The 26,213-nt window shown below is 61.4% G+C and carries 23 protein-coding genes and 1 pseudogene; 6 read left to right on the plus strand and 18 right to left on the minus strand.

The window, feature by feature from the left end:
• Window positions 1–71: 71 nt before the first annotated feature.
• The 13 genes from P272_RS0103910 to P272_RS0103970 all read right to left on the minus strand — a co-directional run bounded on the left by P272_RS0103910 (window position 72) and on the right by P272_RS0103970 (window position 11,325).
• Window positions 72–692: a DUF5701 family protein gene (locus P272_RS0103910; RefSeq protein ID WP_024626962.1), complete on the minus strand. Its 621-nt coding sequence runs from the start codon at window positions 690–692 to the stop codon at window positions 72–74.
• Window positions 693–733: 41 nt separating this feature from the next.
• The gene (locus P272_RS0103915) at window positions 734–1,822 is read right to left on the minus strand and encodes an aspartate-semialdehyde dehydrogenase (RefSeq protein WP_044097737.1); all 1,089 of its coding nucleotides are present in this window, start codon (window positions 1,820–1,822) and stop codon (window positions 734–736) included.
• Between the two features lie 17 nt (window positions 1,823–1,839).
• Complete coding sequence (locus tag P272_RS0103920; protein WP_029678247.1) at window positions 1,840–2,403, minus strand: ACT domain-containing protein; 564 nt, start codon at window positions 2,401–2,403, stop codon at window positions 1,840–1,842.
• Window positions 2,400–3,233 carry an aspartate kinase gene (locus P272_RS0103925; protein WP_081709035.1) on the minus strand — a complete coding sequence of 278 codons (834 nt, stop codon included), beginning with the start codon at window positions 3,231–3,233 and terminating at the stop codon, window positions 2,400–2,402. The genes P272_RS0103920 and P272_RS0103925 overlap by 4 nt, the downstream gene beginning before the upstream one ends.
• Before the next feature lie 128 nt (window positions 3,234–3,361).
• Window positions 3,362–3,964, minus strand: coding sequence for a recombination mediator RecR (gene recR / locus P272_RS0103930; protein WP_015022549.1), 603 nt, complete (start codon window positions 3,962–3,964; stop codon window positions 3,362–3,364).
• The gene (locus P272_RS0103935) at window positions 3,964–6,873 is read right to left on the minus strand and encodes a DNA polymerase III subunit gamma and tau (RefSeq protein WP_029678249.1); all 2,910 of its coding nucleotides are present in this window, start codon (window positions 6,871–6,873) and stop codon (window positions 3,964–3,966) included. The genes recR and P272_RS0103935 overlap by 1 nt, the downstream gene beginning before the upstream one ends.
• Before the next feature lie 70 nt (window positions 6,874–6,943).
• Window positions 6,944–7,339 (minus strand): Rv3654c family TadE-like protein, encoded by a 396-nt coding sequence (locus tag P272_RS0103940; RefSeq protein WP_044097738.1) that lies wholly within the window; start codon window positions 7,337–7,339, stop codon window positions 6,944–6,946.
• A 3-nt stretch (window positions 7,340–7,342) separates the two neighbouring features.
• Window positions 7,343–7,720 (minus strand): TadE/TadG family type IV pilus assembly protein, encoded by a 378-nt coding sequence (locus P272_RS0103945; RefSeq protein ID WP_044097739.1) that lies wholly within the window; start codon window positions 7,718–7,720, stop codon window positions 7,343–7,345.
• On the minus strand, window positions 7,707–7,910 hold the full coding sequence (locus tag P272_RS09265; protein WP_253269662.1) for a DUF4244 domain-containing protein: 204 nt from the start codon (window positions 7,908–7,910) through the stop codon (window positions 7,707–7,709). Before P272_RS09265 ends, P272_RS0103945 begins: the two co-directional genes overlap by 14 nt.
• A 363-nt stretch (window positions 7,911–8,273) precedes the next feature.
• Window positions 8,274–8,816 (minus strand): type II secretion system F family protein, encoded by a 543-nt coding sequence (locus tag P272_RS0103955; protein WP_052323176.1) that lies wholly within the window; start codon window positions 8,814–8,816, stop codon window positions 8,274–8,276.
• Entirely contained in the window at window positions 8,807–9,469 is a 663-nt protein-coding gene (locus P272_RS0103960; protein ID WP_052323177.1) for a hypothetical protein, read from the minus strand. Before P272_RS0103960 ends, P272_RS0103955 begins: the two co-directional genes overlap by 10 nt.
• A 12-nt stretch (window positions 9,470–9,481) precedes the next feature.
• Entirely contained in the window at window positions 9,482–10,570 is a 1,089-nt protein-coding gene (locus P272_RS0103965) for a CpaF family protein (RefSeq protein WP_044097740.1), read from the minus strand.
• Window positions 10,567–11,325, minus strand: a complete 759-nt coding sequence (locus P272_RS0103970; protein ID WP_155804981.1) for a hypothetical protein — start codon at window positions 11,323–11,325, stop codon at window positions 10,567–10,569. The genes P272_RS0103965 and P272_RS0103970 overlap by 4 nt, the downstream gene beginning before the upstream one ends.
• A 794-nt stretch (window positions 11,326–12,119) precedes the next feature.
• Here P272_RS0103970 and P272_RS0103975 point away from each other — a divergent pair.
• From P272_RS0103975 to P272_RS0103995, 5 genes are all read left to right on the plus strand, one after another.
• Window positions 12,120–14,366 (plus strand): RNA degradosome polyphosphate kinase, encoded by a 2,247-nt coding sequence (locus tag P272_RS0103975; protein ID WP_029678257.1) that lies wholly within the window; start codon window positions 12,120–12,122, stop codon window positions 14,364–14,366.
• 61 nt (window positions 14,367–14,427) lie between these two features.
• On the plus strand, window positions 14,428–15,507 hold the full coding sequence (locus P272_RS0103980; protein ID WP_029678258.1) for an NUDIX hydrolase: 1,080 nt from the start codon (window positions 14,428–14,430) through the stop codon (window positions 15,505–15,507).
• A gap of 13 nt (window positions 15,508–15,520) precedes the next feature.
• The gene (locus tag P272_RS0103985; RefSeq protein WP_044097783.1) at window positions 15,521–16,216 is read left to right on the plus strand and encodes a hypothetical protein; all 696 of its coding nucleotides are present in this window, start codon (window positions 15,521–15,523) and stop codon (window positions 16,214–16,216) included.
• A gap of 248 nt (window positions 16,217–16,464) precedes the next feature.
• Window positions 16,465–17,103, plus strand: coding sequence for a uracil phosphoribosyltransferase (gene upp, locus P272_RS0103990; protein ID WP_015022561.1), 639 nt, complete (start codon window positions 16,465–16,467; stop codon window positions 17,101–17,103).
• Window positions 17,104–17,353: 250 nt separating this feature from the next.
• Complete coding sequence (locus tag P272_RS0103995) at window positions 17,354–19,447, plus strand: ABC transporter permease (protein ID WP_172636704.1); 2,094 nt, start codon at window positions 17,354–17,356, stop codon at window positions 19,445–19,447.
• Here the strand turns inward: P272_RS0103995 and P272_RS0104000 are convergent.
• Window positions 19,416–20,498 (minus strand): glycerophosphodiester phosphodiesterase family protein, encoded by a 1,083-nt coding sequence (locus tag P272_RS0104000; RefSeq protein ID WP_052323178.1) that lies wholly within the window; start codon window positions 20,496–20,498, stop codon window positions 19,416–19,418. The genes P272_RS0103995 and P272_RS0104000 overlap by 32 nt on opposite strands.
• 181 nt (window positions 20,499–20,679) lie before the next feature.
• Between P272_RS0104000 and P272_RS0104005 the strand changes: the two genes are divergently transcribed.
• The gene (locus P272_RS0104005; RefSeq protein WP_029678264.1) at window positions 20,680–21,540 is read left to right on the plus strand and encodes an aldo/keto reductase; all 861 of its coding nucleotides are present in this window, start codon (window positions 20,680–20,682) and stop codon (window positions 21,538–21,540) included.
• A 50-nt stretch (window positions 21,541–21,590) separates the two neighbouring features.
• On the opposite strand, the gene P272_RS0104010 is transcribed toward P272_RS0104005, so the two are convergent.
• The 4 genes and pseudogenes from P272_RS0104010 to P272_RS0104025 form a co-directional block, all read right to left on the minus strand.
• Window positions 21,591–23,300: an ABC1 kinase family protein gene (locus P272_RS0104010; RefSeq protein WP_029678265.1), complete on the minus strand. Its 1,710-nt coding sequence runs from the start codon at window positions 23,298–23,300 to the stop codon at window positions 21,591–21,593.
• A gap of 305 nt (window positions 23,301–23,605) precedes the next feature.
• Window positions 23,606–23,773, minus strand: a pseudogene (locus P272_RS09670) (phasin family protein); the annotation flags it as partial.
• 219 nt (window positions 23,774–23,992) lie between these two features.
• Window positions 23,993–24,793 (minus strand): type 1 glutamine amidotransferase, encoded by an 801-nt coding sequence (locus P272_RS0104020; protein ID WP_155804983.1) that lies wholly within the window; start codon window positions 24,791–24,793, stop codon window positions 23,993–23,995.
• Between the two features lie 26 nt (window positions 24,794–24,819).
• Window positions 24,820–26,211, minus strand: coding sequence for a Mur ligase family protein (locus tag P272_RS0104025; protein ID WP_029678267.1), 1,392 nt, complete (start codon window positions 26,209–26,211; stop codon window positions 24,820–24,822).
• Between the last annotated feature and the right edge of the window lie 2 nt (window positions 26,212–26,213).

Here is a 26,213-nt window from a genome sequence, read left to right on the forward strand (position 1 = left end):
CAAACACCACACTATGCAAGCACTGACAGAGTGCTCACTGCATAAGATTCAGAAGATTCAGTAGAAGGGATTCACTGGAAGAGGGAGACGCCGCGACGGCCCTCGCAGTAGGCGTTGCCCAGCCAGGTGTGACGCGAGTTGGGCCAGACCGAACCCAGACGGGGAGCGTTCTGGCTCATCCAGATGCTGGGCACGCGCCCATCAGCGCTGTGGGAACCCAGCAGGTTGAAGCCGTTCTTGACCGCAAGCCAGTCGGGATGCTGGGTGGCGATGGCCAGCCCCTCCTCCAAGGTCAGAGGGAGCCGATCGTCGGAGTCGATCAGCTTGCGGGCTACGTCCGGTTCTCGGTTGGTGTAGCAGGTGCCGGTATGTGGCTCCAGGACGATGTAGAAGGGTCCCTCGGGCGGCTCGAACCCGTTCTGCGGCAGGAAGCTGGCGATGTCGCGCGGCGGCATAGTGGTAAAGCCGGCCATGCGATTGATGCTGGTCCGGGCGATCAACGACTCAGGTGAGACCAGCTCCCTGGTGGGAATGAGCAGGATCTGCTCGCCCAACTCAGTGGACTCCAGCGCGGAAATCAGAGGCTGGGCCAAGGCTCTGAAAGCGGCGGCGCTGATGTCCGCCACATCCGGATAGCCCAGGGCCACGATCCGATCCAGTTGCCGCTGCACTTCTTGGGAAGATCTGGTCATGATCTCCAGTCTAATCGGTGCCCACAAGCGAACCGGGCATCTCAGATTCTGTCAGCGAAGTGCTTGCGGGCGATCAGCTCGGCAATCTGCACGGCGTTGAGGGCGGCTCCCTTGCGCAGGTTGTCATTGGCCACGAACATGGACAATCCCCTCTTGCCTTCCACGGCCTGGTCCTGGCGGATGCGACCCACGAAGCTGGGGTCCTTGCCGGCTGCATCCAGAGGAGTGGGTATTTCCGCCAGACTTACTCCGGGGGCCTTGGACAGCAGGTCGCGGGCCTGGTCAGGGGTGACGTCATGCTCGAACTCGGCGTTGATGCTCATGCCGTGGGCTGTGAAGACCCCTACCCGCACGCAGGTGCAGGATGCGGCGAGATCGGGCAGGTGCAGGATCTTGCGGCTCTCATTGCGCAACTTCTGCTCCTCGTCGGTCTCCCCGCTGCCGTCATCGACCAAGTCACCAATAAAGGGAACGGCGTTGAAGGCAATGGTGCGCACCACCTTGGTGGGCGGGGGGAACTCGATGGCCGATCCGTCGAAGACCAGTCGGTCAGCGCCCTGCTCCACAGCGGTTTTGGCCTCGTCGCGCAGCTGGAGGACGCCGGCGCGCCCAGCCCCCGACACGGCCTGGTAGGAGGAGACGATCAGGCGGCGCAGACCATATGTCTTGGCCAAGGGGCTCAGCACCGGCATGCAGGCCATGGTGGTGCAGTTGGGATTGGCCACGATCCGCCGGGGGATAAGATCCAGGTCCTCGGGGTTGACCTCAGACACCACCAGGGGAACTTCGGGATCCATCCGCCAATGGGAGGAGTTGTCAACCACGTAGGCTCCGGCCTCGGCGAAACGAGGAGCCCAGGTTCCTGAAGTCGAACCGCCGGCGGAGAAGATGGCCAGATCAATTCCGCTCAGGTCGGCCTGCTCTACATCCTCGACCGTGATGGTCCTGTCACGCCAGCGCAGCTGCTCTCCGGCAGACCGGGAGGAGGCCATGAATCGCAGGTCGGCCACGGGGAAGTCCCGTTCGTCCAGCATGCGGCGCATGACCATGCCTACCTGGCCGGTGGCACCCAGAACAGCTACATTGATGCCGCGGCGACCATTGTTCGCCAAAACAGCCTTATCCGTCATTGCTCTCTCCTCTCTGCTCAGCGACCCGTGCCGCCATAAACGACCGCCTCGACCTGATCGGCATCCAAGTGGAAGGCCGTATGGATGGCCCGTACCGCTTCGTCCAAGTCCTGAATGGGCACCAGGGCGGAGATGCGGATCTCGGAAGTCGAGATCATGAGCACGTTGATATGCCTGTCACTCAAGGCCCGGAAGAAGGTGGCGGTGATACCTGAGTGAGTCTTCATGCCCACCCCTACCAGAGTCACCTTGCCCACCTCGGGATTGATGTCGACCGAGCGGAACCCCAGTTGCTCGCGGGAATCATCCAGCATGGGAACCACCTGATCAGCCTGGGCGGACGGCAGGGTGAAGGAGATGTCTACGGTTCCGGTGGCCGCCCCAGCCTGGACGATCATGTCGATGTTGATGCCGCCCTCGGCAAGGATGGTGAAGAGCCGCGCGGCCACGCCAGGTCGATCGGGCACGGCCCGCAGGCTGACCTGGGTCTCGCTGCGGTCGTGGGCAACCCCTGAAATTATGGGTGACTCGGGGCCGTTCAGGTCCGGGAACAAGTCGCCCATGGATTCGCCGTTGGTCATGACCTTCCTTCCGTCATATCCCGTTGCCTGTCGGTGTGTGCAGCGGGGGGATCCGGCAACTGGCCGGTCTCCAGATTGGGAATCTTGTCGACATCGACATCATCGGGCATAATCAGCGTGCCAGGACGATGGGAAAAGGAGCTGCGCACATGGATGGGCATGCGGAAGCGCTGGGCATACTCCACGCAGCGCAGGGCCAGCACCTTGGATCCGCCGGCTGCCATCTCCAGCATTTCCTCGTATGAGATGCGAGCGATTCTTCGGGCGGTGGGCACAATGCGCGGATCGGCGGTAAAGACGCCGTCCACATCGGTATAGATCTCGCAGACATCCGCCTTGAGTGCCACAGCCAAGGCCACAGCCGAGGTGTCCGAACCGCCGCGGCCCAGGGTGGTGGCATCGCCGTCGGCGTTGACCCCCTGGAAACCTGCTACGATTCCCACTTCGCCTCGGTCCAGGGCCTTCATGACTCGCTGGGGTCGGACATGGCGGATGTGGGCTGCACCGTAGCGTGCATCAGTCATGAATCCCGCCTGCGAACCGGTGAAGGAATGGGCATGCTCACCTTGTGCATGGATGCTCATAGCCAGCAGGCTCATGGAGATGCGTTCCCCCGCCGTCATAAGCATGTCCATCTCACGGGCCGGAGGATTGGAGTCCACATCCATGGCCTGATCGATCAGATCGTCAGTGGTGTCCCCCATGGCGGAAACCACCACGGCGATGTCATTGCCTGCGCGCTTGGTATCGATGATGCGCTTGGCCACACGCTTGATGGAGTCCGAGTCCGCCACTGAAGACCCGCCATATTTCTGAACGATAAGTGCCACTGCTGTTCCATCCCGCGACGGTTAAGCCACTAGACCATCATCTGCAACATATTGATTATATGGATTATACGAACGACACCGTTTTATCAGACCCTCTCCACCAACATGCGAAACTATGACTGCGGGCCTTACAGATCGCGGCGGCCGGAAATCGCCCGACCAAGGGTGATCTCGTCAGCATATTCCAGATCACTGCCGACAGGCAGACCGCTGGCCAGCCTGGTGACCCGAAGATCCAGAGGACCCAGCAGCCGTCCCAAGTAGGTGGTGGTGGCCTCGCCTTCGATGTTGGGATCCAGGGCCAGCATGACCTCTTTGACCTGATCTGTGCCCAACCGTTTCAAGAGCTCGGGAATGCGCAGATCACCGGGCCCAACGTTGGACATAGGATCGATGGCCCCGCCCAGCACATGATATAGGCCCCGGTATTCTCCAGTACGTTCGATACTCATGACGTCCTTGGGCTCCTCGACTACACAGATGATGCTGCGGTCACGCCTCGGATCCTGACAAATGGGGCATGGACTGGTCTCGCAGACATTACCGCAGATCTCGCAAAACCGGACCTTCTCCTTGGCGGCGACGATGGCGTCGGCCAGATCCTGAGCACTGCGCCGATCGGCTCCCAGAATGTAGAAGGCGATGCGCTGCGCCCCCTTGGGACCAATGCCTGGCAGTTGAGCAAAAGCATCAATCAGCTCTTGAATGGCTCCATCATAGGTAGCAGCCATCATTCACCTCCCTGTCGCTGCGCCTGTTCCTGCCGGCGCTTTTGGACGTTGATCGGATTCTGAGGGTCGTCAGCAGCAAAATCCTCCACCTTGGTCACATCGAACATTTTGGTCAGTTCATCCTGGTTCATGGCGTTGTCCGCCCCGAGCCTGGCATCGTCCATGGAATAGACATCGTCCTCAGGATCCACAGAAGGCCCCGAGGCCTGGGAGGAGCTAGAGGCTGAACTAGCGAAGCCTGCTGGCATTCTCCTGTCATCAGATCCGGATGCATCGGCCACTGCCTGGGGGCCATCCGAACCACCGGCAGCATTGGAACCGCGTCCGTCGCTCTGCACGTCCGACGAGATTGATATGCCAGTCGCCAGGGCTCCGGCATCGGAAACCGATTCGGTCCCCGATGCCGGAGCCGAGGTTGCACCCGTAGCGCTTCCTTGACCGGGCGAATCAGCCGATTTCGAAACTGCAAGGCCTTGGTCCGAATCTTCATGGCCCTGACTGCTGGAGGACTCTGCAGAGGTTGTGGCGCTGTTCCCGGGATCGGGCACGGCCCAAGGATCCGTGTCATCACTCATGTCCGGCAGAGCTACCTTTTTGGACTCATGGTCTTTCCGGCCATTGGATACGTCGCTGCTCTCACCAGGCTGCCAGGTCTTCTGCGGTGCATGCGTTGCGGGCATAGGGTGGGCCCAGGGATCATCGTCCGGCAATACCGTAGAGGCAGTTGAGCCAAAGCCCGCAGCCGGCAGCGATTCCGGCGACGATTGGACCGGACCGCCGACCGGGTGGTGGGCGTCGTCGGAGTTCCCGTCGCCTGCAGCTTTCCCAGGGGTGGACCTTCCCTCCGATGCCGATGCTCCGGTCTCACCTTGATGACCAGTCGAAGTCGTCATCTCCCTAGGGGCATGCCCCTGCTCCGTGGCCGCATGAGGCATGACCGCCGCCCCAAGGTTCATGGTGGCCAAGCCAGCACGTGCCAAAGCCACTTCCTTCTTGACCTCTGCCCGGCGCTGAGGAGACATCCTGTTGACGGACTCTACCGTCTCGCCATTGGCAGCCGTCCCGGATGGGGCGATCATCGTGGCCTGTCCAAACTCCTGGCGAGCGCGGACCATGACGATACGCGGCACCTTGGTCTCCCCGTCAACCGACTGCGCAGCCACGGCCATGGCGAAGGCATGCTGGCTGAGTGGACGGTCGAAGGTCATAGACAGTCGCTTGCGACCAGAGGAATCTGCTTTCATGGCCACGGTAGGCACCCGGTCCCGCACCACATACTGGCGTACCTCATCAGGCAGGGCGGCCACCAGGGCATCCCAGCGCTTATCCAGCTCCGTACCGGTCGGCACCTCGTTTGTCTGCCCCTGCGTGGCCTCCTGTTGCACTGACCGAGGCGGTTCAGCAGATTGGGCGGGCCTGTCAGAATTGGGTAATCCGGCCTGTCCCGCCGGCTGTCGAGTCGATGAGGAGGGGGCTTCCTTGCGCTCAGGTCGGGTAGAGCCTGAACGGGGATGGGTGGGCCGTCGTCCTTCGCCCTCTTGCTGTCCATCAGCAGAGGATTCGGGATGGGGACCTGCCATGTTCTGCGGCCGAGCAAAGGTGGCGGGGGCCGCAGCAGACAACGAACCTGCCCTGCCTGGCTGTTCGGGGCGATCAGCCCCGCCAGCAGGACCAAGTTGGGCTGCACTGGACGACCGACTGTTCTGCTGAGACCTGTTAGCGCCAATGAACCCACTGCGGGCGGGCGCCGGGGCCGCACCAGCTGTGGAAGCTGCTGCTTCAGCCGATGCCTGCTCCATAGGCTCGCAGCCAATTGCCAGCAGCCTGGCGGCCAGCAGCTCCAAGCGCATCCTGGGTGAGGTGGCCCCGTTCATTCCCGCCAGTGCATCATTGATGATGTCAGCCATTCTGGTCAAGACCTGCAAATCCAAAGCATTCGCCTGGCGATGCAGATCGGCCACCTGGTCGTCGTCCGCATCCTCGCTAAGCACGCTTTCGGCCCGCTCTCCCGCCAATTTGAGAACCAGCAGATCGCGGACATGGGCCAGCAGATCCTCGACGAAGCGCTGGGGCTCGAACCCGCCGACGACCACTTTTTGAATGACCCCGTAGAGGCCAGCCCCGTCGTGGGCGATTAGTGCGTCCACAGCTTCGCCGATCAGTGCGGCAGGAGTGAACCCCAGCAGAGCTACAGCCGCATCATAGGTAATGGTTTGCTCGTCAGCGCCTACCATGAGCTGGTCCAGCACGGAAAGGGTGTCACGCACCGATCCGCCTCCAGCCCGCATGGCCAGCTTGAGCACACCGGGCTCGGCCTTAATGTCCTCCTTTTCGCAAATCTGCTCCAGGTATGGTCCCATGACTTCCTGGGGCACCAGACGGAAGGGGTAATGGTGGGTGCGGGAGCGGATGGTGCCGATCACCTTCTCCGGCTCTGTGGTGGCGAAGATGAACATGACGTGTTCCGGCGGCTCCTCGACGATCTTCAGCAGGGCATTGAATCCTTGCTGGGTGACCATATGAGCCTCGTCCAGAATGAAAATCTTGTAGCGGTCACGCACGGGGGCGAAGCCTGCTCGCTCCCTAAGTTCCCTAGCATCGTCAACTCCATTGTGGCTGGCAGCGTCAATCTCCACCACATCGATGGAACCAGGGCCTCCTGTGGCCAGATCCTTGCAGCTGTCGCATTCGCCGCAGGGATGGCTGGTCGGTCCTTTAGCGCAGTTGACGCAGCGGGCGAAAATCCTGGCACTGCTGGTCTTTCCGCATCCCCTGGGACCGGAGAAGAGGTAGGCATGGGTCAGCCGGTTCTCATCCAGAGCTCGGGTAAGGGGCACCGTGACCTGCTTCTGACCGATGATGCCGTCAAAAGTGTCAGGCCGATACCGCCGATAGAGTGCTAGTGCCATGGTTCAAGGCTATCCATTTCTTTAGACACGTTCGCTTTCCTTCCTAAGGCTTTCGCCCCGCTTTCTCCTCTCATCCACAGGGTTCGGGGCCTGCCCGTGCAGACTGGACCAGGCGGGGCATCATCGGAACTCCGGTGTCCACCCCCACCGAGACCCTCACATCGCCTCCATCCACCTGACAATCGGTGAGGACACCACGGTTGAGACGGGCAACCCGGGAGGCCAGAGTACAGGGCTTCGTCTGTCCTTCGTCCAGGGCAGATGCTGCGGCAAGAGCCGAAACATCGGCGCCGGTGCGTGCATGTGTCCGACAAATCATGAGATTGCCCAGCAGCGCTGCCAGAATCAAACCCAGGCTAATTAGAGCCATCAGCATGATGCCCAAAACCGTGCCGGAGCCCGGATCCGAACCCTTTATCCATGAACCGGCACGCTCGACGCGCGTCTTTCTGACGTGTCCGGGCATGACTCATTCCTCCAATATGGCCACGGCATCGCCATGGACCTGTGCAGGCAGCACGCCCATAGGGCCGGAAACCACTGGGCATGACACCCTGACTGCCGTCTGCCCCGCCGATGGACTCAACCTCACCTGGGCATGCGGCCCGGCCATCCGGTGCACCAGCTCTTGGGAATTGCCCTTGCCTTGGGTGACAATCAGGTCTCTGGCAGCAGCGTTGGCCGCATCCTGACAGACCATGCCGATCCTGATCGTCTGAGTCAACGTCAGCAGTATGAGAGCCAGAACCATGACAGCGGGAAGAACGATGGCGAACTCGGCCGTTACTGCACCGTTATCGGATCGCCACCGTCGTCTCCGATCGGACCGTCTCTCAGCCGACGGCACTGAGCGCCTTCTTCACCAGACCCATCAGCAAAGTGCGCGTGGAAGAGGATTTGACAATGGCCAGGAGCACACCAGCCAGCGTGGCGGCCACCACCATGATCACGGCGTATTCAGCAGTGATGGCACCCGATTCAGGCCTGGCCAGCACCACGCTCAGCCGCCCATGCAGGGCACGCACTCCAGAATCCATAGCCTGGCTAATACGAATATACAAATCCGTCATGAACCGGTTGGAACGCTGCCTTAGTCTTTGCAACCACCCGGATCCGGTACCTACAGCAGGCCATGTCGCAGCCGGCACCAACTGGCCTCCTGCCTGACTGTTCTGCAAATGGAAGACCGTCGCAACCTCTTGTGAATATGTCATCATTCTCATCTTTGCCTTTCCTTGTCTTCCCCGCCCCGGCGAATGGCCATTCCTCGGGGGAATCGGCATCCGGTACCTTTCACTGTGCCCGTTCCAGTCCGTTTCGGTCGACTTGTCCGATACATGTGGATAAGCGAACCTGCATCGGCGGCCTGTGGACAACCGCGCCAGCATGGACTTCATGCCTCAGGACATCCCACCCGCAAAAGCCGCAATGCACGGTATGACTCCGATCAGCACGAAAGCCGGCAGAATGCACAGCCCTGTCGGCACCAGCAGCCTGACGGTGATCGTCGCCGTGACCCGGGCCAGCACACTGCGGGCATGGCGATCCAGCTGGCGCATGGTTGTCTCGATACGTGCCAGGGGCGATGATCCCAAACGCCAAGACGGCTCCAGACAGTCAGCCAGGACCTGCATGGACTGCCCGTAATCAGGATCGCCAATCGCTCCCGACCAGGACAGATCCCATCCGTTGCCACGTCCGAGCAGGTGAGCCACACGAACCATTCGACGCCCATAAGGACCTGGCAACAGCCCGCCAACCACGCCCAGGGCCCTGGGCAGGGAGGCCCCCTGACGAACAGCGACTCCCAGCAAGGCCAGCACCAGGCTCAAGGGTGGCGTGGAGTCCTGCTTATCGGCTAATCGCTCACCTGAACTGTCGAATTCCATAAGCAGAAGGGCCATTATGGTCGACAGAGCGGCAATCAGCGGTTTCAGACCCATAGATCCTCCCGGCCCAGATCGTTCATCAGCAGATGCATCCAAACCAGACCAAGAACATAGAAGGCCGCTCCAAGGATCAGGCAGACAGTTCCCGGGCCTGGGCGACATAGGAAGGCCAGTGGTCGCGCACCCATAAACTCTCCCATGATGATTGTCAACGCTGGAAGAGTCGACAGGAGACGAATTGTGGCCTTGGGCAAGGCAAAGGCTTTTCCCCGGGCCTCATCCAGTGCCGCCCGCCGCCTCTGCATAGCTGCCACAGTCCGCAGACCATCCGAAGCCCGGCAACCCAGGATGGCGCTGAGCCCATAGCAGGCCATCAGAGCCTGGGCCATAATCGTCAGAGTCGGCCCCCGTTCCTGGGGCAGGCATCGGTGCTCCAACATGGCCATGACACGTTCCGGTGTGACCTCCCGGGTGGCGAACCGCCGCCCGGATGCCTCTTCGAAAGCCTCTACCAGACCGCCTCCATTGTCAACATAGGCAAGCAGTGAAGTGATCAGCACCGCCAAACCGGAACGGTCCGACTGTGCGGAGGGCCTGACAGACATGGCTTTCAGTCTTGCAGCTGCACCTCCCCTATGCGGAAGCAGGACCAGACAGGCAACAGTCGTCATCATCGCAGCCAGCCAGGCTGCAGTCTCGTCATTCATCATCCACCTCGACTACGGAGTGCTCGCAGAGGCACTTGTCACAATGCCCCACCGCCTGGCAAACTTCGACCAAGCCGTTCCATAAGTAGCGGCCCCTCGACCAGCCCAGGTGCAGACAGTCTCCCCAAGAAGCCGACCGTCGGCGGCCGTTGTCAGTCGGCCAATCTGTGCGATATGTCTATGGCCGCCGGAACGTTCCAGATGGATAACAACGTCAAACGCCCCTTGGGCCAGAGCCGCCAGCGCCCTCGGCTGCAACCCCGCCAGTAACCCCAGAGTCGCCAGCCTGGATGGAACGCGTTCCACATTGTCGGCATGCAGAGTCGCCATGCCACCCCGATGACCAGAATTGAAAGCCCTCAGCAAATCAGCTATCTCCTCTCCCCGGCACTCGCCCAGGATGATCCGATCAGGCCGCATGCGCAGTGTGGCCTTGACCAAATCGATCAACCCCACGCCCCCTGCCCCTTCAACGTTGGACTCTCTTACAGCCAGTGAAACCATATTTTTATGTCCGGCAATACGACCAAGCTCTCGGACTTCCTCCACGACGACCAGCCGTTGCTCCTGTGGACACATGCCAAGCAATGCCCGCAGGAGTGTGGTCTTGCCGGCACCTGTGCCACCAGTCACCAGGATGCTGGCCCGATTGACCACCAGCGCCCGAAGAATGAAGAGCCAGCTGGTGGGACACAGCCCGGCAGCAGCCAACTCCTCCAGATCGGGCGGGTGCCTGTTGGGAAGCCTGATGGAAATGGCAGCACCCTCGGGAACAAGCGGGGCAAGCACGGCGTGGACCCTGATTCCCTCCCTGCTGGAAGCGTCGGCCATGGGACGAGCATCATCCAGACGACGCCCCAGCTGCGCGCATAACTGCACAGCAAAGTCCCTCACTGCCCGCGGGCCTGTGAATCCAGGCCGAAGCAGAACCTCCTCCATGCCCGAGCCCCGGTCGATCCAAACATCACCCTGCCCGGTCACCGCGATGTCAGTCACCGCAGGATTGCTCACCAGCCCATCCAAATAGCCGAAAGTGGGAGGCTGAGCCGAATCATCATCTGGGAATGAACCTTCGAGGCTTTCCCCACCCCCCCGGCTCATCTGACAGCCTCAGACCGAGTCAATCCGCGAGAAGATATCAGCTCTTCCTTTCCTTCGCCGACGACGACCATTCCCGCGACCCGCTCCACCAGGGGTCGAAGGGCCCGGCAGTAAGCACGAGGGACTCGTTCCAGGCCACGACCATCCAAAACGGATGCCGACAGTTTCGGCTGTGGCTTGAGGACCACATCCACCGATCGACCTAGAAACTCCTCTGCCTGCTCCGGGTCGACACCATGGCCGACCCGGTGCTGGTTGGGCATCATCCCAATCAGAGCCATGGGGGGCCTGCATGAAATCAATGGACTGTCTTGGGCTTGAGCACCGGCATCCCTGCGGTCGTTCAAGGTATGGATAAGTGCCTTCGCCCGCGCAAGGCCCAGTACGGTCATGTCCACCATCAAGAGCGAAGGCAGTCCCTTCAGCGAGCGCAGATTACCCAGACCCTGACCCCGACCGGCATCGATCAGCAAGAGATCAGCAAATCCAGCCACCGCGTTGACGGCCGCATCCACATCCCACCAGTCCTGTGGCGGAGCACTCCAGGGATCGTTGCTGAGCAGCGGGATGCCATCCCAGACCGGCAGCTCTTCACGGAGAGCCTGGGGATCCACCCGGCCCAAGGGAGTGCGGATCCGTCCCAGCCGCATGCCAGGCGCCCCCTCGATACCGACCAGGACATCCATCCCTCCGCCGGCCAGGTCCAAATCCACTAGAGCACATGACAGGGCCATCTTTCGAAGCTGTTTGGCCATCAAGGCCGCCATGGTCGTCAGTCCAATGCCTCCAGAAGCCGAGAGAAAGACCAGTCCGGTCACAGCGGACCCATACTCGGCTTCTGAGCCACTCCGCCAGATGCTGGCATCTTCGCCCGCTATCCTCCCTGGTCGGTGTTCCGGGAACAATCCGGCTGAGCTAAAGGCGTGAGGAGTCCATTCGTGCTCCCGCCCTCTCATGCTGTCTTTTATCATCTTCCGGGGTTCGCCTACGCTCATTCCAGTCATGGTTACCAGTACATCCGCCCCCTGGCATCAGCACCAGTCCCCGGAGCTAATGTGGTCGAATGACCCTATGCCTCCACATCGCTTCGCTCCCTCTGTGCACAAATGCATCAATATCACGACACGCCTGAAATTGCAGCATTTTTAAGCCTATGCCCATGAAAGGCCACAGATAATCACATGGAAGCAACAGATTCCTCCAAACCTAGAGTATTCGACCTGCCGCAATGCACGCAATCGCACAAAAAGCCAAGCCGGTAACCTTCTCCGCTCAAACACGATCGGCATGCTTGCCGTCGGCCTCAAAACTGGCATAATAGCTTATACAAGGACGGTTCAAGAGCACGGAAGCCCACAAAGTGTATGGCCACTAGGACCGATACGTTGGACGGGTATATAAGACTTGACCGTTGCAACGATGATGTTGTGCAGAGATTCCATCTGGATCGACCTTGTGGGAACGGCCCCCTGCGGGGGGCCGTTCCCATTTATCCACAAGCTTTATCAACGATTGCAGAGGACGGCACCTGGGAATAAAGTGCTATGGTATGGTTCAGAAATTTGACGCACCCTCCAAGGCCTTGCTACGCAGCCAGATTGCGGAGCATATTGCCGAGACCGACGGCCAGGCACGGCATGTATCCAGGCACTCGGATCACCCGGTCTCGCCCTTGCCTGAGGACCGCTATTTCGACCGGGAGCTGAGCTGGCTCAAATTCAACAAGCGCGTGCTTGAGCTGGCCGAAGACGAGAGCGTGCCCTTGCTGGAGCGCGCCAACTTCGCCGCAATTTTCGCCAGCAACCTTGATGAGTTCTTCATGGTTCGCGTGGCGGGTCTGAAGCGTCGCGTGGACACCGGTATTGCCGTGACGGCAGCAAGCGGAATGAGCCCTCGTCAGCAGCTGAGAGCCATCTCCGAGCAGGCGCACAAGCTTCAGGACGAGCATGCCCACTATGTCATCGACCACATCCTGCCGGACCTGGCCGCCGAAAGCATCATCCTGCTGAGCTGGACACAACTGAGCAGCCAGGAGCAGGAACGGCTCACCAACTTCTTCCGCAACCAGGTCTTCCCGGTCTTGACCCCGCTGGCCGTCGACCCGGCCCACCCCTTCCCCTACATCTCAGGCAACTCCCTGAATCTGGCGGTCCTGGTGGAGAACCCGACGTCGGGCAAGACCCACTTCGCCCGCGTCAAGATTCCCGACAATCTCTCCCGTCTGGTTCCTGTTGACGATCTGACCGATGAGGAGGGCCGGGAGGAGCGCTACGGGTTCATCACCATGGAGAACCTGATCATCGCCCACCTGGAATACCTCTTCCCAGGCATGATCATCAAGGAGGCCCGCTCCTTCCGCGTCACCCGCAACGAGGATATTGACGTCGAGGAGGACGACGCCGAAAACCTGCTCAACGCCATGGAAAAGGAGCTGCTGCAGCGGCGGTTCGGACCGCCCATCCGCTTGGAGATTTCCGACTCCGCTTCTCCCTTCCTCTCTCAACTGCTGGCTAGCAAGCTCCGGGTCAACCAGGAGGAGGTCTATCGGCTGCCTGCCCCCTTGGACTGCACGGTCCTGTTCGAGCTGCAGTCCATAGACCGGGCCGACCTCAAGTTTCGCCCCTTCATACCCACCACCAACCGACAGATAGCCGAGGTGGAATCCAGCCAGGCCCAGGACATCTTTGCCGCCATCCGCGAGCACGACATCCTCCTCCACCATCCCTATGACTCCTTCTCCACCTCGGTCCAGGCCTTCCTGGAACAGGCGGCGGCCGATCCACGAGTGCTGGCCATCAAACAGACCCTCTACCGGACCTCGGGCAACTCGCCCATCATCAATGCCCTGGTGGATGCCGCACACGCCGGCAAGCAGGTTCTGGCTCTGGTCGAGATCAAGGCCCGGTTTGATGAGGAGGCCAACATCGCCTGGGCTCGTCAGCTGGAACGGGCCGGCGTCCATGTAGTCTACGGGATCGTGGGGCTCAAGACCCACTGCAAGCTCTCCCTGGTGGTCCGTCAGGAGCAGGACGGCCTGCGTCGTTACTGCCACGTGGGCACCGGCAACTACAACCCCAAGACCGCCCGCCAGTATACCGACCTGGGTCTGCTGACCTGCGACCCGGTGGTGGGACAGGACCTGACCCGACTCTTCAACCAATTGTCAGGTTATGCGCCGAAGTCCTCCTTCCACCGCCTGCTGGTAGCTCCGCGCACTGTCCGCTCCGGGCTGCTACAGCGGATTGCCCGCGAGGAAGAGACTGCTCTGAACGGCAAGCCTGCGTGGATACGAATCAAGGTCAACTCCCTGGTGGACGAAAAGATCATCGACGCCCTCTATCGGGCCAGCCAGGCCGGGGTCCGCATTGACATTGTGGAGCGCGGCATCTGCGCCCTGAAGCCAGGCGTGCCCGGTCTGAGCGAAAATATCCGAGTCCATTCCATCCTGGGGCGGTTCCTGGAGCATAGCCGCATTTTCGCCTTCGCCAACTCACAGGGCCCCCAGATCGGCGAGGGCCCCCTGGCCGGGCCGGAGGTCTGGATAGGTTCTGCTGACCTGATGCACCGCAACCTGGACCGCCGCGTGGAGGCGCTGGTCCGGATTACTGCGCCCGAGCAGGTGCAGGGACTGATCGACTATGTGGATTTGCAGATGGCTGACACCACAAGCTCCTGGCACATGCAGCCCGACGGCACCTATGTGCGTCACAGTCGAGATGATCAGGGCAGGCCTCTGGTCGACTCGCAGGAGTACCTGATCGACCGTCACTCCCGAACCCCCAGGGCCAGGCGATGATGATGCCCCTCCAGGCCGTCAGGTCCGCCGTCGAGGCGGACGATCGGGATGGTACCCGACCATGAGCAGGACGGTCGAGGCAGCTGGAGCCATCATCTACCGGTGGCGCACAAGCTTCCAGGGATGGATGAAATTCAGCGATGACGGCCGAGCAGCCCCAGGAGCCAGCCCCCGATCCGACCTTGATGACCTGGAGCTCTGCCTGGTCCATCGTCCCAAGTACGACGACTGGAGTTGGCCCAAGGGCAAGCTGGAGAACCGTGAGACCCACATGCGGGCGGCCGTGCGCGAGGTCGGCGAGGAGACAGGTTGTCTCGTCCGGCTTGGCCCATACCTGGGGGATGCCGAATATCCCCTGAACAACGAGGGTCGACGCCGGGGCGGTAAGGGCGGCAGACTCAAACATATCTGCTACTGGATGGCCACACAGACCGACCCGGACCACGCCGCCGGTCAGAGCGCACTGCTGGGCCCCATCCACCGGCCTGATTCCAGAGAAGTCGACCAGATACGCTGGGTCGGAGCCTCCGAAGCCCGAAAACTATTGACCCACCCCAGCGACAGAACCATACTGGACGCCTTCGTGGACCGGGTGGAGCAGGGCGGCATCCGGGCTCGTCAGCTGATCATCGTCCGTCACGGCAAGGCAGTGGCCCGTAAGGAGTGGACAGGCAAGGATGCGAATCGTCCTCTGACCCCCAAAGGCGCCGGCACCTCCTACGCCCTGGCTCGGGAACTGGCCTGCTTCGCGCCCGACCGCCTCCTGTCCTCCCCCTGGATCCGCTGTGTGCAGACATTGCGACCCTACGCTGACGAGGTAGGCCTGTCCATGGAGATGGTGGCCTGCCTGACGGAGTCCTCCTACCACCGCCGCCCCGAACAGGCCCACAACTGGCTGGACAGGCAGATGGCCGACCTGCTGACAGGCAACCAAACGACCATGATCTGCATGCATCGCCCGGTCCTGGGAGGTATCTTTGAAAAGCTGCGCGGGTTGTGCTCCAGCGGATCGCTGTCCAAACGGCTGCCTGACGACTCCCCCTTCATGCCCACCGGCAACGCCGTCGTCCTCAGTCTGACCGGCGACCCCAATCATCCGACCATCATCGACATACAGAAGGTGACTCCCATTGTCTACTGACAGCAACTCCAGAATCGGCTCATCCTCAATCCGCTCCTCCCGCACGGGATTCGTGGCTTCCGGCACCGGTGCATCCCGACCCTCACGCCCTGGCCAGCTGGACCCGGCCATCGCCGACCAGCTCTCCGGAGGAATGGATCCGCAGCAGATCAGCGAGATGAGCCATGTATCAGCAGCCTCCCTGCTGGACCGGGTCCACCACAGCACCGACCCCGCCATCGTCAAACGGGTGCTGACCCTGGTAGACCGTGAGGGCGTGGATATAGTGGCCGAGCTCTGGAGCGACAGTGATCCCGACTCTCTGCCAGGCATCCTTTGGCGGCTCTACATGCTTCGCAGCTGGATGCGTAAGGACGCTGATGGAATCAGTCGTCTATGGCGGCTGGGCGAGCCCACCGACACTGCTGCATCAGCCATCGCCGGCGTCGATCAGGCCCCGGAGGCCGACGACATCATCCGAACCGCCGACTCCATCCTCTCCGGAGCTTTCACCGGAGACTTCGCCATAGCTCTGGAACGGGCCGGAGCATTCTGCGATGTTATCGCCCGCGGCATCAAGACCACCATCCGGGACGCCCAGAGCCGTCAGCTGGACGGCCAGGAGGCCAAGGAGGTCGACGCGGCACAGCGCACCGTCAACTCCCTCAACCAGACGGCCCGTGACTTCATGCGGGGCGCATCGCTCTGGCGGCGGGGACGGCTGGAGTAGAATCCGCCACCCTTTCATGCCGGAAGCGTAAGCGCGCCGTGAGCACAGATCAGACCCCGACATGCCCTACAATGGGGACTGCGTCGGACCATGGCTAAGCCCCGGGCTCCGTTTGTTGCCGCTGCGAGCGGCGTTTGCGCCGACAGGCGCTTGCATGGTTCGGCGTTTTCATTTTCATTCCCAAATCAAAGGCAGCATGGCTTGCCGGTCGCTACCAGAAGCCGACCCGCTGAGCTACGCTGAGAGGTATGGAACTTCACGTACTGGAACACCCGCTGATCGAGCACAAGCTGACCGTATTGCGGGACAAAAACACCCCTTCCAACACCTTCCGCGAGCTGATCAGCGAACTGGTCATGCTTGAGGCCTACGAGGCCACACGCAATCTGGACATCGAGGACCACCCCATCGAGACCCCGGTCGCTCCCATGGTGGGCAAGAAGCTCTGCTCCCCGCGCCCCATGGTGGTTCCCATCCTGCGCGCCGGACTGGGCATGCTTGACGGCATGACCCGGCTGCTGCCCACCGCTGAGGTCGGATTCCTCGGTCTCAAGCGCGACGAGAACACCCTGGACATCATCACCTACGCCAACCGCCTGCCGGAGGACCTCTCCGGCCGTCAGTGCTTCCTGCTGGATCCCATGCTGGCCACCGGCGGCACCCTGATCGCCGCCACCAAATATCTGGCCGAGCGCGGCGCCAAGGACGTGACCTCCATCAACATTCTGGCCGCTCCCGAGGGCCTGAACCGCCTCAAGGAAGAAATGGACCCCTCCATCAACCTCAAGGTCGTGGTCTGCGCAGTCGATCAGAAACTGAACGAGCACGCCTACATCGTTCCCGGCCTGGGCGATGCCGGCGACCGTCTTTACGGCGTCATCGACTGAACCAATAAATTGACTGGGGCGCAAACCCCAAATCTGCCGAGGATCCGAACCATGCACAGTTCGGGTCCTTTTTTCAATCGCCTTCTATGGAAACCCCTGCTGATGGCGCTTGGCAGGGTGGCCATTCCCCCCCCCCCTCCGCCAAGCGCACAATCGCTGATAGCCACCCTGGTTCTCCCCTGGTCTGACCCTGAAAACACCCTGAGTGGGCCTTCGCCCGGTGTTGCAATAGGAACAGCAGCATTCAAGGGTGAGAAAGGAGCACACCATGGAGGGCAAGTCCCTTTCCCTAGGTAGATCAATCACAGGAACCGGTGCCTCAGGACCGATGGGTGGGGGCGGCTCGCAAACCGCAGGTCGGACCAGGGTACGCACTCCTGGCCTGGCCTCCCTGGTGCGATCCTTTCTGCATGAGCATCGGTCCTCCTACACGGTCATGGTCCTGGCGGTCATGGCCGCTTCGGTCCTTACCAGCGCCTGGGTCCAGGTAGCCATTGCCGCTCGGAAGGGCGACGGAATGCCGGATACACGCGCAATGAATTCCTACGATCGCGCTATGACCCTGTCCTTACAAGACGGCGCTTCACAAATATCCATAGGGTACGCCTGCATATGCGGGTTCGTCTCCATCTTCCTCGTCATCACTTCCGTGGGGTTCCTGATCGAGCGCCGCCGTCGCGAGTACGCCATGATGCGGCTCTCAGGCGCCTCTCCCAGGACCGTGAGATTCATCTCCCTACTGGAGTTCATGATTCCGGTAGGCTTGGCCGCCCTCCTGGGCAGTTTGGCGGGATGCCTGTTGGTGCCAGCATTCGCCAAGTCCCTGATCAACTCAGGCCTCGAAGCGCTGGAAATGAGCGCGCATCCACACCCCATGGGAATTATCTTCGCTTTCGCAGGGATACTCCTGGCAGGTCTTTTAGGAACCTGGTTCGCCGCCAGGAGGATTACCTCAATCTCTCCCATCGAGGCCCTGCAGGACTCGGGAAATCGGTCAGGGACCAAGTCAATCGGCCCTCTTCGCCTGATAATCGCGCTGGCTGGCCTGGCTGGAGGACTGGCCATGGTCTATCACCGCTTCAATGGCATGGATATTGAAATCCAGATTCTGGCCTCGACCGGCTGTCTGCTCGTCATCATCGGCGCCCTGGCCCCTGTCCTGGTTCCGGCCTGCGCCAACCTGATCGGCATCCCCTTCCAACTGGCCTTCCGAGGCGCCGGTCTCCTGGCGCGGCAAAGGGCGCGGAAGGAGAACCGGAGCTCCACCGCCGTAGCAGTGCCAATCATACTGATGCTGGTCATCGTAACCGGATTTATAGCCCTGGGACGGTCCAGCTGGGCGCAAGAAGCCATAAGCCGGTATAAGCCGGTCGCTGCCGAAACCATAATCAACGCAGAGAGCAACGATCCAAGAGACCTGGATCGCCAGCTTCGGTCCATTGCTGACATTGAATCCGCAGTCACCTATAGCGAGGGATCCTGGAAAACTGCCGACAAGGAAGATAATGGCGGCAATGACGAACCTTCCGTAATGGCTATGCACGTCAACAAAACAGGCAAGAACGTCAATACAATTAGCCCAATCTTCATCAAGGGCTCCGCTGCTGACCTGGGGCCGGGCAAGATCGCCGTTATTGCAAGTGGCCGCACCCAGGAGAAAAACCCTATTGGTCGCAAGCTGACCCTGATCGACAGGTACGACAAAGACCATACGCTGACCATCACCGCCGTAGTCGATATGACCCCGACAGGGCAGACGGGCGAATACCTGATGACGGATGCAGACCTGTCGCAACTGGCGCCCGACAACAGTGGATCGACCACCCTGGCCAGGACCGCCCCAGGAGTTCGGACAGGCAATCTGATCAGTCAACTCAATGCTTCATGGGACAGGAAGGGCATCAAGGCCTGCACCAAGAAGGAGTACATTCGTTCCAACATCCAAAGGTCACAGAAAGTGCAACGGGCCATACCCGAGATAGCGAACGGGGCCATCGTCCTGACGGCCATATTCCTGATCCAGGCATGTGCTATCGCAGTCAATGAGCGTCGCCAGGAGAATCGGAGAATGCGGGCTGCCGGTGTTTCACGTGGAACATTAGTCTGCTCCTCGATTTGGGAGTCAGTAATCGATGCCCTTTCGGCCATCCTTCTTTCAGCCCTGGCCATGGCGGGGGTGCTTGCCGTCATCTTCCACCAGCTGTCCGGCCAGATAGACATGAGCGTTGTGCCTCTCCCCTACGGCTACTTCCTGACCATGGCACTCTGGGCGATAGGCCTGGCCGCTGCAGCCTCCGGGCTGTATGGCTGGTTCAGCTCTCGGGCAGATACGACTCGAAGATGATCCCGTCGAAGTCCGGGCTGGCCGCCTTTTCCGCATGCTCGGAACGAACCGTCCAGGCGATGGGCGTTCCACCTAGGAACCGATAGAGACGCATGGGCAACGAATGCCCGCTGTGCCACTCGCAGGCCACGAAGTCCGGCCGCCCCAGCCAATTGAAGAGAAGGGACCCGGCCATCCAGCGCACAGCCGCGGAGCAGGTGTCCACCCGGCCATGGTAAGGGGCGACCAGTTGCCCCCTGGTGACGCCTGGGTGATGAACCCGATACCAGGCAAGGGCCAGGACATTGAATGATTCAATCACATAGGGGCCCTGGTACCTGGACAGGAGGGCATCGGTCCGACGCATAAGCTCCCGATCCAAGCCTCGATCCATCTTGATCTCGACGACCAGGGGCACCCGGCCATCCACCAGAGCGAGCACCTCGGACAGAAGAGGCACATGCTGCAATTCAGGATCGTCGAGACTCTCGTCCTCTCCCTCCGTTTCGGGACCGCCATCGTGGTCGGCAGAACCCGGAATCTCTTCCACGGACTCAAAAGCCTGGGCTGGGCTTGGGCACAGGGGAATCCTCCGCAGCTGATCGTAGGTCAGGTCCGCAACTGCTCGATTGACACCAGCCACCCGCCGCAGATCTCCATCGTGGATGACCACCACCTGGCCATCACGGCTGAGATGGACATCCAACTCAATCCCGTAGCCGGCCCTGCAGGCCGCTTCGAAGGCAGCCAGCGAATTTTCGGGCGCCACCACCCGATGGGGGTTGGCCGGAGCCGAGGCGTGCCTACCTAGGGGTTTAACAGACGCAACCTTCAGGCAATCATGAATACGGTGCAAGTAGGCGGTCTGTTCAGCGTCGGGATTGGTCGTCTCCATCCCCGAGCCAGCATCGTGCAGACCCCTATGAGCATATGGATGCAGCGACAGTCCAGCAGGCTTTCTTCGGCCCGCAACCACCGAAAGGCCAGGAGCCAGGGCCCAGCACCAGGCTCCAAAAACCCCGAATCCCAGACCCAGTGCGACCTTGCCGGCCAATCGTGCTTTGGACCCCATCATCGCCTCCAGCCATCAGCTACTTCACTACCCACGCTAGCATCGCAGGAGGCCGGACGCGCTTTGCCGGCTTGACTTCAAGCTGCTTCAAGGCCTTATCCTTGAACAAGCAGATTAGAGAGGCATGCCCCGCCTTTAACCAACTCCGTCAAGCAATCTGCCAAGAAAGAAGCACAATACCATGCAGAACGATTCATCCACTGCCGTCCCGTCCGTCAAGCTCAACAACGGCGTCCTCATGCCCATGGAGGGCTTCGGCGTCTACCAGATCGCCGACCTGGACGAGTGCCGCCGCTCGGTTCTGGATGCTCTGGAAACCGGGTACCGGGCCATCGACACGGCCCAGGCCTATGGAAACGAGCAGGCCGTCGGAGATGCCCTGGCCCAGAGCGGCCTCGACCGCGACCAGGTCTTCCTGACCACCAAGGTCTGGATCACCAACTACGGGTACGACAAGACCAAGGCCTCGATCGAGGAGTCCTTGAAGAAGCTGGGGACTGACCACCTGGACCTGGTCCTCCTTCACCAGCCCTTCAACGACTACTACGCAGCCTGGCACGCCCTTGAGGATCTCTATGACCAGGGTGTTCTGCGGGCCATCGGAGTCTCGAACTTCTACGCCGACCGCTATGTGGACCTGGTCAAGTTCAACAGAATCGTCCCGGCCGTCAACCAGCTGGAGACCCACGTCTTCCACCAACGCCCCCAGGAACGCACCTACATGGACAAGTACGGCACCCGGATCGAGTCCTGGGGACCCTTCGCCGAGGGACGCCAGGGTATGTTCACCAATCCGACCCTGACCGAAATCGGGCAAGCGCACGGCCGGACCGCAGCCCAGGTGGCCCTGCGCTTCCTGGTTCAGGACGGGGTCATCATCATCCCCAAGACCACCCACCGCGAGCGCATGCGCGAGAACCTCGACATCTGGGACTTCCAGCTAACCGACCAGGAGATGGACCGGCTGCGTGCCATGGACACCGGCAAATCCGCCTTCATGAACCACGAATCCCCTGAAACCGTGGAGGACTTCGCCGGCTGATTCAGCATCAGACAGTATCTATATCCATATAGGATGAACGGGCTCTCAGCCTAGGCTTCGCCGTTGCGTCGCCGACGCTTGAGGGCCCGGTGCTTAATCAGGATGTCCAGGACTATCCAGACCGAAAGAATGAAGGCCACTACGTATCCCAGCATGCTGACCACCGGGATACCGAAGACCACCGGCTTGATGCGGGCGAAGTAGACGATTGAAGAGCCCACATAGAGGCCGACGACAATGAGGGCCATGGTCAGCCTGTTGACCATGTCAGACAGCTGCTGCAGGGGTTCCTCGGAGCCTACAAGCTGCACATTGGCGCGCAGCTGGCCACGGGTCAGCATCTTGGTTGCGGTCTGGGACTCAGCCAGGGCACCCAAAAGCCCATGCAAAGCCAGGTCGCCCTGGATTCCAAGCTTCCGGGTCTCCTCCTTGAGGATGGATCCTGTGCCCTGGCTGTAGGCGACATGATCGGTGATGATCTGCACGATGTTGGCCTCGGGCAGGAACTCATCCAGGAGTCCTTCAAGGGTGACCAGGCAGCGCGCCACCATGGTGACCGACCCCGGCACCTTGATGCCATGCCGGGCGGCCAGCTTCATAACGGCATTGACGTATTCGGCGATGTCCAGATCGGCCAGATCCAGCTTGCCGAAACGCTGGACGACCGCATCCAGGTCGGCCAAAAGATAGGGGTAGTCCTCGGCCCTGGCCTCGCCCGTGCCGGCGAAGCGGAGCAATCCCTGGGCAAGGGCCGGTGAATCCTCGCGGCCTACTGCAAAAATCATGTCCTTCAAGGCCGATTTGGTCACCTTGTCCAGGCGGCCGACCATTCCAAGGTCTATCAGCACTATGCAGCCATCGCGGATGATGATGTTGCCGGGGTGCGGATCGGCGTGGAAGAAGCCCCGGTCCATAATCTGAGTGGCATAGTTGTCGACCAGCTTGGTGCCTATTTCCTTCAGGTCATAGCCCTGAGCCACCAGTTGGGCAGGCCGTGAGAGGGATATCCCGTCGATGTATTCCATCACCACCACATGCTTGGTGCACAGTTCGGGATAGGGCTTCGGGCAGTCGATGTAGGCGTAAGCGTCGCAGAAATCCTTGAACTCCGCCAGATTCGCGGCCTCCTGCTGGAAGTCGACCTCGGACTGGAAGGTCTCCCAGAGCTCCTCGACCACCCCGCGGATGTCAATCACCTGGGTACTGCGAACGAACCGGGAGGCCCACTTGACCATGCTGCGCAGAATGTCGATGTCCTGGGCCATGGTCTCTTGTATCCCTGGGCGCTGGACCTTGACGGCCACATCCTCACCGCTGACCAGGCGGGCACGATGCACCTGCGCCAGGGAGGCCGACCCCAGCGGAACAGGGTCTATGGAGGAGAAGATCTGGTCGAGCGGACGGCCATACTCGGTGGCCAGGGTGCTGGTCACCACGGAATACGGGATGGGATCCGCGTCGGCGCGTAGCTTGGAGAGCTCGCGGCAGAAAGCCTCCGGCAGGATCTCCGAACGCATGGAAAGAATCTGGCCCACCTTGACGAAAGTGGGCCCGAGCGCCTCGAACAATCGGCGCATGGTGACCGGGGTCAGACCATGGATGATGTCGAACCGGTTGGCAATGCGGACCATCTCGGCCAGTCGACGGACCCTGCCACGCCTGTGCCGGATCCTTACTGCCGCCCCCTGCCGCTCTCCCGTACCGACCCCGAAGAGGCCGATGGTCTGCACAGGGGCATCATGCCCGTTCATGGCACCCATACTCACCACTCACCTGCGTCCTTTATCCGCATGGCCGACCAGCGGCAGACATTCCGGCGCAGACGACCGACGCTGACAGTAATCGACCGCCTTCAGCCCTGCTGACCCGCAATGGGATCATTGGATGTGATGGGGATGGACCCGGACCGACGATTCGGCATTGGCGCCAGGGGCTCGTGGTCGGGACGGCGGGAATCAGGAGCAACATGGGTCGCAGGCCTGGGCGCGCCAGCAGCCGGGGCCGGAGCGGCTGGTGCAGGCGCGCTGTCAGCAGGAGCAGGTGCAGGAGCGGGAGGGTTCTGTCTGTTCCGCTTGAGCTCAGTGTTGAGAATCTTGCCCTGCTCGACCGTCAGTTCGCCCTTCTTGACCAGGTTGTCAATGACCTCCTGACCCTTCTCCACGCCTGTGGCCAAGGCTCCGATGCCAGCCAGAAGCACCTTGTGCAATCCGTCACCGATATGCAAATCCGACATGATATGCCTCCCAGCATTCATACGCCCTTGAAGTACCGGGCTCTTTTGACCGCCAAGAGACGAGCGGCCGTCTCTCTTTACAGTCTAGCCGGTTATCATTGACCGATCCGATTCGACACCATGGCAAGAGGGACCGCAACGCCCTGTCTCCTTGACACTGCCCCCTGACCGCTGATCAGAATCTGCGCAGGACCCGCAGGCGGAACCGCCGGCTCCCCTTCACCTGGGCCTGGAGGCTGCGATACGGCTGGCCTGATCTGCCAGGGAGTCCAGCCGCTCCAGCTCGCTCCGGCTCCTCTGATCCATGGCAGTCTTCATCTGGGCAAAGGTGCCCTGGCCGTACCGCCTTTCGGCTGCCCCCTCGATGAGGAAATCCGTAATGGCCGGGTTCTTCGGCAGCAGCGACCCATGCATGTAGGTGCCGATGACCTTCTTCCAGCGGGCCCCCTCGGTGTGGTCCTTGCCGTTGTTGCCGCGGCCATCCTCGGTCACCATGCCCAGGGGTTGGGCCCCCTCCCCCAGGTAGGTCAGGCCCGAGTGGTTCTCGTAGCCGACCACCCTGCCGAAGTCCTCTGCCTGCTCCACCAGGTTGCCGATCATCCGCTCGGGCTTGGCAATGGTATGCACGTCAAGGATGCCGACCCCCTCCAGGCGCTCATGGTCGGAGGTCTCGAAATAATGGCCGAAGAGCTGATAGAGCCCGCAGATCATCAGCATGGGCACATCCTGGTCGGCCAGATCGTGCAGAAGCCCGCCCCGCTCCCGCAGGTCGTCGATAATGCGCTCCTGGCCATGGTCCTGGCCGCCACCGCCCAGAACTATGTCGATTTGCTCCGGCCAGGCATCGCCTGGATCGTAATAGCGGACCATGGGGCGGAACCCGTACAGCTCGGCCCTGCGGGTCACGCTGAGAATGTTGCCCGAATCCCCATAGATGTTCATGTCACGGTGGTAGAGGGAGAGGACCTGCAGCGGCGGATGGTCTCCCATGGCCTTGGCCTTATCCCGTGTCTGCGGCATTCCTGCGCTCCTTTTGGTTCGCTCGCTCATGCGCCCACCCCGGCATCGTCCACGCTCGTGATCCTGCCGAGGGCGGACCGGAGCCGGAGCATCGACGTGTAAGTGCAGTAGATTCGCTTGGGTCGGCCTGGGTGCACCTCAAGAAAGGCTGTCAGCGCCCGATCCAGGTCGGTCTCGATCGCATCCGTGGGCACCTGGTCATAGGCCAGGCGCAGGGCCATGTCATAGGCCCGGATGCCGGAGACCATGGCCACGCCGGTATCCCTGAGCGAGGTGAAGTCCACATCCCAGAGCCAGCTCATGTCACGCCCGTCCGCATACTCGTCGCGGATGGCGATCATGGTGTCCTGGCCAGCAGGGTTGAAGGAGGACAGGGCCAGACGGAAGCCCATGGGGTTCTTGACCAGGACCAGCTCAACCGGCGCGCCCTGGTAGGTGATGACCTCCCCGCGGCCGAAGGCGGGCGTGACCTTGGACAGGGCATCCATGAGTGCTGCATCATCAGGCTCCCTGTCCTCCAGAACGACCCTCACCAACGCCAAGGCAGCGGCCGCATTGTAGAGGTTGTAGACGCCCTCCAGACGCAGGTCGGTCTCCAGAAGCCGCCCGTCCAGGCGGAAGGCGGCCCGGTGGTCCATGACCCTTTCCAGGGTCACCTCGGCCGGCAGCCGGTGACCGGGGCGAATCGGGCGGGAGGTGCTGGCCGCACCGGCACCATCGGCACCCCGATCCGAGGCATGCATGTCGTCATCAGTGGGGAAATAGCTCAGCAGATCGTCTGACAGACCGAAGTAGGCCACGCCGGTCTGGGCCGGCGTCTGGGCGGCCAACCTGGCGATGCGCGGATCCTCACGGTTGAGGACCACCGTGCCCGTGGTGGCCTGGGCCACCTGACCCAGCAGCCGGGCAGTAGTATCGATTTCCCCAAACCGGTCCAGCTGGTCACGCATGACATTGAGCAGGAGGGCATAGCGGGGCTTGACCTGCCGCACAAAGTGGACCGCATAGGCCTCGTCCAACTCCAGGACGGCAATATCGGCATGCAGCCGACCGGAGAGCCCCAGAGTGGAAACCAAGGCCGAGACCACGCCACGGGTGAAGTTGGACCCGGTCGGATTGGTGAAGACCTTGAGGCCCAGGGATTCCAGCATGGAGGCGACCATTCGGGTGGTGGTGGTCTTGCCGTTGGTCCCCGAGACCAGGACCACACCACGGGGCAGCCCCGACAGGGTCCTGGCCAGGAAGCCCGGGTCGATCCGCTCCACCACCTTGCCAGGCAGGGCCGAACCGCCGTGATGGGACAGACGCGAAACGAGGCGCACCGCCTTGCCGACCAGAAGGGCCAGGAGCGAGCGCCAAGACCGACGGGGACGACCGGGCTGATCGGCAGGCTGCGCCTTGGAAGTCTTGGACCGCATGA

Origin of the sequence: Bifidobacterium sp. 7101, assembly GCF_000499285.1 — a bacterium.
Taxonomy (GTDB): Bacteria; Actinomycetota; Actinomycetes; order Actinomycetales; family Bifidobacteriaceae; genus Bombiscardovia; species Bombiscardovia apis_A.

Bases quoted from the DNA above. Each gene is read 5' to 3' on its own strand.
- P272_RS0103910 (WP_024626962.1), bottom strand. From the start codon at position 692: ATGACCAGATCTTCCCAAGAAGTGCAGCGGCAACTGGATCGGATCGTG.
- P272_RS0103915 (WP_044097737.1), bottom strand. From the start codon at position 1,822: ATGACGGATAAGGCTGTTTTGGCGAACAATGGTCGCCGCGGCATCAAT.
- P272_RS0103920 (WP_029678247.1), bottom strand. From the start codon at position 2,403: ATGACCAACGGCGAATCCATGGGCGACTTGTTCCCGGACCTGAACGGC.
- recR (WP_015022549.1), bottom strand. From the start codon at position 3,964: ATGGCTGCTACCTATGATGGAGCCATTCAAGAGCTGATTGATGCTTTT.
- P272_RS0103935 (WP_029678249.1), bottom strand. From the start codon at position 6,873: ATGGCACTAGCACTCTATCGGCGGTATCGGCCTGACACTTTTGACGGC.
- P272_RS0103940 (WP_044097738.1), bottom strand. From the start codon at position 7,339: ATGCCCGGACACGTCAGAAAGACGCGCGTCGAGCGTGCCGGTTCATGG.
- P272_RS09265 (WP_253269662.1), bottom strand. From the start codon at position 7,910: ATGGATTCTGGAGTGCGTGCCCTGCATGGGCGGCTGAGCGTGGTGCTG.
- P272_RS0103955 (WP_052323176.1), bottom strand. From the start codon at position 8,816: ATGGGTCTGAAACCGCTGATTGCCGCTCTGTCGACCATAATGGCCCTT.
- P272_RS0103960 (WP_052323177.1), bottom strand. From the start codon at position 9,469: ATGAATGACGAGACTGCAGCCTGGCTGGCTGCGATGATGACGACTGTT.
- P272_RS0103965 (WP_044097740.1), bottom strand. From the start codon at position 10,570: ATGAGCCGGGGGGGTGGGGAAAGCCTCGAAGGTTCATTCCCAGATGAT.
- P272_RS0103970 (WP_155804981.1), bottom strand. From the start codon at position 11,325: ATGGCCAAACAGCTTCGAAAGATGGCCCTGTCATGTGCTCTAGTGGAT.
- P272_RS0103975 (WP_029678257.1), top strand. From the start codon at position 12,120: ATGGTTCAGAAATTTGACGCACCCTCCAAGGCCTTGCTACGCAGCCAG.
- P272_RS0103980 (WP_029678258.1), top strand. From the start codon at position 14,428: ATGAGCAGGACGGTCGAGGCAGCTGGAGCCATCATCTACCGGTGGCGC.
- upp (WP_015022561.1), top strand. From the start codon at position 16,465: ATGGAACTTCACGTACTGGAACACCCGCTGATCGAGCACAAGCTGACC.
- P272_RS0104000 (WP_052323178.1), bottom strand. From the start codon at position 20,498: ATGGGGTCCAAAGCACGATTGGCCGGCAAGGTCGCACTGGGTCTGGGA.
- P272_RS0104005 (WP_029678264.1), top strand. From the start codon at position 20,680: ATGCAGAACGATTCATCCACTGCCGTCCCGTCCGTCAAGCTCAACAAC.
- P272_RS0104010 (WP_029678265.1), bottom strand. From the start codon at position 23,300: ATGGGTGCCATGAACGGGCATGATGCCCCTGTGCAGACCATCGGCCTC.
- P272_RS0104020 (WP_155804983.1), bottom strand. From the start codon at position 24,793: ATGCCGCAGACACGGGATAAGGCCAAGGCCATGGGAGACCATCCGCCG.
- P272_RS0104025 (WP_029678267.1), bottom strand. From the start codon at position 26,211: ATGCGGTCCAAGACTTCCAAGGCGCAGCCTGCCGATCAGCCCGGTCGT.